Here is a 7512-nt window from a genome sequence, read left to right on the forward strand (position 1 = left end):
CAGGAGTGAGAAATACCCTTAAACGAGCCCCCATGTGTAAATTTCCTCACTCATTTATAGATATATTATCCATATTTACTTATCTTTACATAGTTTGGTTTATTTATACCAACTTACTTATAAAATTTATCTAGAAAAATGTCTGAGAGAAAATTTTAGATTTTTATAGAAATACAATCCTATGGTGAGTTAAAAATTATTTCTAACTTATACCAATTTTATGTAAGGCTGTACAGAATTATGAAATTTATTAACTTGTCTGTCTCGATCTATAGTCAACTCTAATTAAAATATTATTCTATGCAACTTTATATGAATTTGGTATTACGACACTTACACAAATGTCAAATATACCAATTTTATTAGTTATTTGGTAGCAGAAGCAAGAAGCAAAAAGAAAAAATCTTGCGTTGTCTGAGTTTTAAGGTTTTTATCTTTCCTAACTTTTCTTCGACTACTATAATGTTTAGTACTCAAATTAATCTTAATAGCAGATAATTGATAGTTTATATATAACTATAGTATTATCTGCTGTTTTTTATTTTTTTTATTAATGCAAATTAGTTCTTGAGTTAGCAATACCTTGTTGCCAAGATTTATTTTTTGTGATTTTTGCACCTCTTTGGGCTAATGTTAATAGTAAATATACAGTAAATACATAACCAGTTGCTAGAATGGGAATAATTACAGGAATGTGATTGTAGTTCATGGTTTTATGAGATGGCGAGTAGTATTTAGATGTAAGTATTTCCTAGCTCAAAAGCTAAGGAATTAAAGATTAACTGAGTATTCTTTACTTAGTAATTAATTGAAATCAAGACTAAGAAAAACAATTATCATTTAATTTATTTTCAGAGCAAAATAAATTTATAGACAAAGTCTTGAACTCTTTGTATTCATGCAGATATTTTGATTTTTCAGTTCAAGACTTTGTCTATAAATTTATTTTGCTCTGAAAATAAATTAAATGATAATTGTTTTTCTTAGTCTTGATTTCAATTCTTTACTTAGTAATTAATTGAAATCAAGACTAAGAAAAACAATTATCATTTAATTTATTTTCAGAGCAAAATAAATTTATAGACAAAGTCTTGAACTCTTTGTATTCATGCAGATATTTTGATTTTTCAGTTCACATATTTGAACTTTTTTTTAAGTTACCTTGATGTACTTTTAGAGAAGAGGTTATTCAGATTTGAAGTTGTTGATAATTAATGAGTACGATTGGTAAGCTGGAATACTATCAATTGATCGCAATTATATTACTTAATTAAATCATCTATCGATCTAAAATTTTAGCCTGGAGCTATGTTTTAGTAACTAATAACACATAGATTTTTAGACCCTTAAGTTAACTCAATTTATGCACTTCAGTCATTGGTAAATATATCTCAGACAAACTATGCAGCTATTAAGTTATCTTCAATTATCATTAATTAGTTAGATAGAGTACCTGATAGCTTAATTGATATAACCTGCATGGTAAAAACTTTCAGGTTAATTTGGATCAAATATGATGAAGACTAAATTATATGTATTCCAGCTCAGAAGTTTTTGACTATTCTCTTCACCAATAGGTAACTTTTAACTATTGAGGAATTTTTGGTCTATTTACTTTTTTAATTCACAATGTAACTATTATCTCTTTTTACTCTAAATAGTTATATTAGATTGAGTCAATCTTTAATAGTGAAAAATTATTCTCTACTATTCCTAGCCAATCTTGATAATTAGGTAAATTGAGAGATAAATCTATAATAAGTCTAGTTCCTTACAGGATTACTCACGATTAACCTATTATAGTCAACAATTTTGAGTACTTGAATTATTAAAGTTGTTACTATTAAACTAACACAGTCAATACTATTTGTATATAGTATTTTGAGAGTTACTTAACAATTAGATACAATCTACTATAGAAACCGACTTTATTTATCAAAAAAACAAAAAATGATTTAAAAAAATCAACTTTACCTATATTAAGGATGGTTGACTTAGAATAAGAATATAATATGTAAAATTTTGTTAACTTGTAGCTTTATTGGCTAATCCATGACCACTTCAACTCTCCTATTTTCACCAGTAGAAGCAGACCTAAAACTGCTAACAGATAACTTAAAACAATTGGTAGGTGCTCGTCACCCAATCCTGTACGCAGCAGCAGAACATCTATTCCGCGTACAGGGAAAGCGAGTGAGACCAGCTATCGTCTTTTTAATTTCACGGACTACCATGCCAAATCAGGAAATTAGTCCTAAACATCGTCGTTTAGCAGAAATCACAGAAATGATCCACACTGCAAGCTTAGTTCACGATGATGTAGTAGACGAATCAGAAATTCGCCGAGGTGTCCCCACCGTTCATAGTTTATTTACCAATCGTGTTGCAGTACTGGCCGGAGATTTTCTTTTTGCTCAATCATCTTGGTATTTGGCCAATCTAGATAATCTAGAAGTAGTTAAACTACTTTCAGAAGTAATTATGGACCTTGCCGAAGGAGAAATTCAGCAAGGACTACATAAATTTGATACTGATTTATCCATAGATGCTTACTTAGAAAAGAGCTACTATAAAACCGCTTCTCTAATTGCTAATAGTTCTAAAGCTGCAGCAACTCTTAGTGGTGTTTCACCAGAACTAGCTCAGGATATGTACTACTATGGCCGATATGTAGGTTTGGCATTTCAGATAGTAGATGACATACTAGATTTTACAAGTGTAACAGAATCTCTAGGAAAACCTGCTTGTTCAGATCTGAAAAGTGGCCACTTGACAGCACCTACATTATATGCCTTAGCAGAAAAGCCAACTTTAGAAAAACTAATCGAAAGAGAATTAGCCCAAGATGGTGATTTAGAAGAGGCAATCCAATTAATTAAAGATAGTCACGGTATTGAAAAATCTCAGGAATTAGCTACTAAATACGCGAAAATGGGTGTTGAACATTTACAATCTTTGCCAGATTGTGATTCTCGTCAAGCTCTGATTAATCTTACTGACTATGTTTTAAGTCGGCTGTATTAGCTTTTAGTATCTTTTAATAATTTAGCTAGGAGTTAATTAATACTAGCAGTAGGATAAAACTTAATAAAGGCAATTCATTGATTTAGACCTATTAATCTTTTTATAGCAATCTAATCTGTCTTCAGATGAGTTTAACTTTGGTATGCTAAATTCGATTTTCTCTGTTTATTTGAGGTAGTTAAATTATTAATTAATATAGCAAGGAACGAGTTGGTTAGTACTTATGTTGATGATGAACCTGAGACAGAGAAAAACTTTTGCCACTGTTCCCTGTTCCCTGTTCCCTGTTCCCTTAATTGTGAGAATATCTCAACATCTTAAGCAATATCTGGAGGAATTTTGCTAGAGTGGGAATGAGAGGATGCCTGATACTGTTGGAGATATATACTTATCAGCTTTTGGACATCCTCTCTTTTAACTTCTGTAGCTGTTGTTAAATTCCCAGGATGTTCAAAAAATACAAGGCTATCTAAAGGTTCAATTGCGATCATTTGGAAAAGTATATAAACAACTGGTACAGGTTTAGCAACTACATTATCCTCTACAATAGAAGATGAAGCATCTTTTTGAGTAGGAAAAGCGTAAATAACATGTTTTTCTAATTCAGATTTATTACGATGACCAAGAGTAGTCAAAACCCAATTTTGTGTGTTAGTTTGCAAAATATAATACTCTAAATGTTGTAATTGTTGAGCTAAAAGTTTCAAGGCAGGTGTAATTGCTTCAACAACTTCTGCTGTATTGCCATTTTGAGGTGAATTTTTAATGAGTGTTTGGATTTGTTGATCTAAGTCCATAATTTATTATTTAGTCTTTTCAGAAATTGTATGAAATCAGGGTGTATGTGTAATGAATAGAAAAAATTATTAGTGGTTAATTTATTAATACAATGATGGTGGAAATCTGCCAAGTTAGCGAAGAAAATTTAAAGCTCTTGCTAGATGAATTTCAGCAATCTACTCGTGCATCAAAGCAAAATTGCCAATCAGTAGCAGAGCGTATTAAACAAGAAGTAGAAAGAATTTGCATAGAAAGCAAAAGAATTCAAGCTTCGGGGGAAATAAGTAAATGGGCAAAGAACCTAGCTCAACATCGTCTGAGACAATGCCTACATTACTACAAGCTTGGTTCTAGAGAAGGAAGAATACATTTACATAGTAGTCTAAGTGCAATTGTTTATAGGTATATCACTCCTCCTCAAATACAATCAAGTTATCAGGCAAGATTAAATCTAATCGAAGACTTTTTACAACAATTTTATCTGGAAGCTTTAAATGCTTTTAGACGAGAAACTGAGCTGCCAATAATGTACACTCCCCATACATTATTAGAACTAGCAGAGTATATGGCCTTTACAGAGCGTTATGGCAAAAGACGCATACCTTTGTCTGGTGGTCGTAGTCAACAATTAATCATTCTGCGTGCTCAAACATTTTCCCATCAACAACCAAAGGAAACATCTGTAGATATTGACCAAGCAGCAGAGGGAACAACTAGCGACTCAGATAAGACATGGAATGATGGATCTATCCAACAAGTGCGAGAAGCAATGGCCGCACGACAGGATACAGATGATGATATAGGTTCTCTGCGCCAGGTGGTAATAGAAGAACTTATGGCCTATCTGGAGGAACGTCAGCAGCAAGACTGTGCAGACTACTTTGCACTGCGTTTACAAGACTTATCAACTGGGGAAATAGAATCTATTTTAAATCTTACTCCCAGACAAAGGGATTATTTGCAGCAACGCTTTAAGTATCATTTGCTCAAATTTGCCATGGGACATAGGTGGGAATTAGTTCATCAATGGTTAGAAGCAGACTTAGAGCATAATTTAGGCTTAACCCCCACAGAATGGACAGCTCTACATGACCAAATTGACGCAGAACAGAAAAGTTTGCTAGATTTGAAGCATAAAGGTCTTTCTGACGAGGCGATCGCGAAGACTTTAGGTCGTAAAGTAAACCAGGTGAAGAAGAAGTGGCACAAGTTACTCGAACTTGCCTGGGAATTACGAAATCATTCAAATTCCGGAGCGAGTGCGTCAACTGATGAATAACGAAACGAATAAACAGGTGGAAACTTTCGAGGATAATTTCTTTGACTGGTTATTAGGGCCAAATTCTAAGGAAATATCAAATGTAGGGCAAAATCAAAACAAGATTGAGAATGGAAAAAAAGAAGTCAGGGTGCAGGAGTTAGAGTGGGAAGAATTAGACCCACTTGATTCTGAAGAAATTGACTACCCCTACGATTACGAAAGTCAGCCACTTACACCCGGAGAAGTACCAACCGTGTATAATCGTTTCGAGACTGTATTACAAAAACGACTTAAAGCCAAGATTGAAGCTAAACCCCCACGATTTCCTTGGGAAAATAATCTGGTAAACTACGATGCTGAATATCCAGACGTAGAGGTAAATAACTGGTTTTCCCATATTAATTTGTGGGCATCACAGATGAAAAATATTAAGTGGGGTAAGTTAAATATACCTTTAACGGAGACTGTCTTTGCTCAACTTTTGCAATCTTGTCAGGATTTAGTATCATCTGATTTACTCCCCGGCAGTAAATTGGTTAGAGCAGTGGATAGTTTGTTCCCAAACCAATCTCAATCTTTAAATAAACTAGCTGGTTTAGTGCTTGTAGGTGGAACCCGCGATGGAGAATTGATTTCCAATCATATTACTGCTTATAATACTGCAACTCCAAAGCAACAGATGTTGTTGTCTTTGCTTGCTGCTCAAGAAATTATCTCATCTTTAAGTTTGACTTGTTGTTTGAATCAGTCAGTAACAAAGAGAGAATGGCAAACTGCTTTAGGGTGTCTTACCATTGAAGCTGAATATTATATTCCTGAAGATCGTTCTTCTGCGTGTTTGAGGATTAAAGGTGAATTACCTGGAGCAGGAAGTTTCCAAGTTCAAGGAAGAGGAGTTGAAGCTACTGCTGAACGTTCAGATGCAGGTACTCTATGTGTAGAGTTATTTGACCCACAACCAGATGAAACATATCAGCTAATTATTAAGTTCCTCAACTGGGAGCAATCTTTAAAGTTTGTGGTTCACCTTCAAGAGGGAACAGGTAACAGGCAACAGTCTAGACTGTAGAGTAGAGGTTTTAAGTTCCATTAATATCACTTCTGACTTTTGACTTCTAAATTTTCTTGTAAGTCATCACTTTTGACTTTTGACTTTTGATTTTTGACTTGATAATGTGCCTATGCTTTCAAAGTTTTACAATTGTTATTACCGAAAAACTGAGGTTTAAAGCTTCCCCTTTTAAGGAGATATAGTCATTTAACTTTAGATTGAGACGAAGCTTTCTTGCTCTGAGGAAGTTTCAGACTAAAAAACGTCTTAATTTTTAAGTTAAACAATTATAATAAACCTTTTAAGAAGATAATAAAGAAAAATTTTCCCTGTTCCTCAATCCTCTCCTTTGAAAGAAGAGGCAATAATTAATAATTAATTATTAATTATTAATTATTGAAAAGCATCTACCAAAATTTATGTCTAATTTTTTTGGTTGGGAAGTGCGAAACCTTCCTATATTAGGACTTCTGTGGCGAGAGATAGAAGCAGCACCTAAACCTGTTCCTGAAAATTCTATTCTATTGCGAGTCATGGTACAGGCGTTAGTTATAGTAGGCATTATTGCTGTAGATGTAGCCGCCGGGGTAGCAACAGACGAACTTCCTTTAACTGTTTGGGCCGCTCCATTAAGTATTATAGGGGCAATTTGGAGTTGGTATAACCGCTACAAACGAAACATACCAGCTAAATTTTGTTTGGCGATCGGAATGTTATTGGCGTTAGCTGATTTTTTGGGTAGGTTAGTTACTGAGTTGAGTGATACGCGACTGGTATTGGGGGAATTCTTGATTCAACTTCAGGTCTTACATAGCTTTGACTTGCCTAGACGGAAAGACTTGGGTTATTCGATGACTATCGGGCTAATTTTGTTAGGGGTCGCAGGTACTATCAGTCAAACTTTAACTTATGGCCCAGTGTTGCTGTTGTTTATCGCGATCGCTATTCCTTGCTTGATTTTAGATTATAGGTCTAGGTTAGGTTTAGAATCCAGAATTATAGGTAAAACATCAGAAGTTAAGAAAAAGCGGAAGAAAATATCTTTATTAAATGCTACTTTATCTCCCAAGCGATTAACAATATTATTATTAGTAATTATTGGATTAGGTCTAGGAATTTTTGCTCTTTTACCTAGATTACCTGGTTATCAAGTACGAACTTTTCCTGTTAGTGCGCCGATTAATTTTGATGTAGAAAATTTTGATGGGCGAACTATTACAAACCCTGGTTATATTAGTCAAGGTAGGGGAGATGGAGATGGTTCTGGTGGAGGAAGTGGAACTAATCAAGAATCAGGTCCAGGAACTTTAGATAGTACTTATTATTATGGATTTAATACTAAAATTAATCAAAATTTGCGTGGGCAATTAGAGCCTCAAGTTGTGATGCGGGTGAG

6 protein-coding genes are annotated in these 7512 nt (G+C 33.9%); 4 read left to right on the forward strand and 2 right to left on the reverse strand.

What is annotated here, in order from left to right:
* Positions 1-550 precede the first annotated feature (550 nt).
* Positions 551-709 carry a hypothetical protein gene (locus D5R40_RS37165; RefSeq protein ID WP_192901192.1) on the reverse strand — a complete coding sequence of 53 codons (159 nt, stop codon included), beginning with the start codon at positions 707-709 and terminating at the stop codon, positions 551-553.
* Between the two features lie 1343 nt (positions 710-2052).
* Here D5R40_RS37165 and sds point away from each other — a divergent pair.
* The gene (sds, locus tag D5R40_RS28550) at positions 2053-3024 is read left to right on the forward strand and encodes a solanesyl diphosphate synthase (protein ID WP_124147028.1); all 972 of its coding nucleotides are present in this window, start codon (positions 2053-2055) and stop codon (positions 3022-3024) included.
* A gap of 317 nt (positions 3025-3341) precedes the next feature.
* Here sds and D5R40_RS28555 read toward each other — a convergent pair whose 3' ends face one another.
* Positions 3342-3821, reverse strand: a complete 480-nt coding sequence (locus D5R40_RS28555; protein WP_124147029.1) for a hypothetical protein — start codon at positions 3819-3821, stop codon at positions 3342-3344.
* Between the two features lie 95 nt (positions 3822-3916).
* On the opposite strand from D5R40_RS28555, the gene hetZ reads away from it, so the two are divergent.
* From hetZ to D5R40_RS28570, 3 genes are all read left to right on the forward strand, one after another.
* Positions 3917-5083 (forward strand): heterocyst differentiation protein HetZ, encoded by a 1167-nt coding sequence (gene hetZ / locus D5R40_RS28560; RefSeq protein WP_124147037.1) that lies wholly within the window; start codon positions 3917-3919, stop codon positions 5081-5083.
* Positions 5076-6134, forward strand: coding sequence for a hypothetical protein (locus tag D5R40_RS28565; RefSeq protein ID WP_124147030.1), 1059 nt, complete (start codon positions 5076-5078; stop codon positions 6132-6134). The genes hetZ and D5R40_RS28565 overlap by 8 nt, the downstream gene beginning before the upstream one ends.
* 401 nt (positions 6135-6535) lie before the next feature.
* On the forward strand, positions 6536-7512 hold a 977-nt coding region (locus D5R40_RS28570; protein WP_124155562.1), incomplete at its 3' end, for a transglutaminaseTgpA domain-containing protein.

Source organism: Okeania hirsuta (assembly GCF_003838195.1).
GTDB classification, from domain to species: Bacteria; Cyanobacteriota; Cyanobacteriia; order Cyanobacteriales; family Microcoleaceae; genus Okeania; species Okeania hirsuta.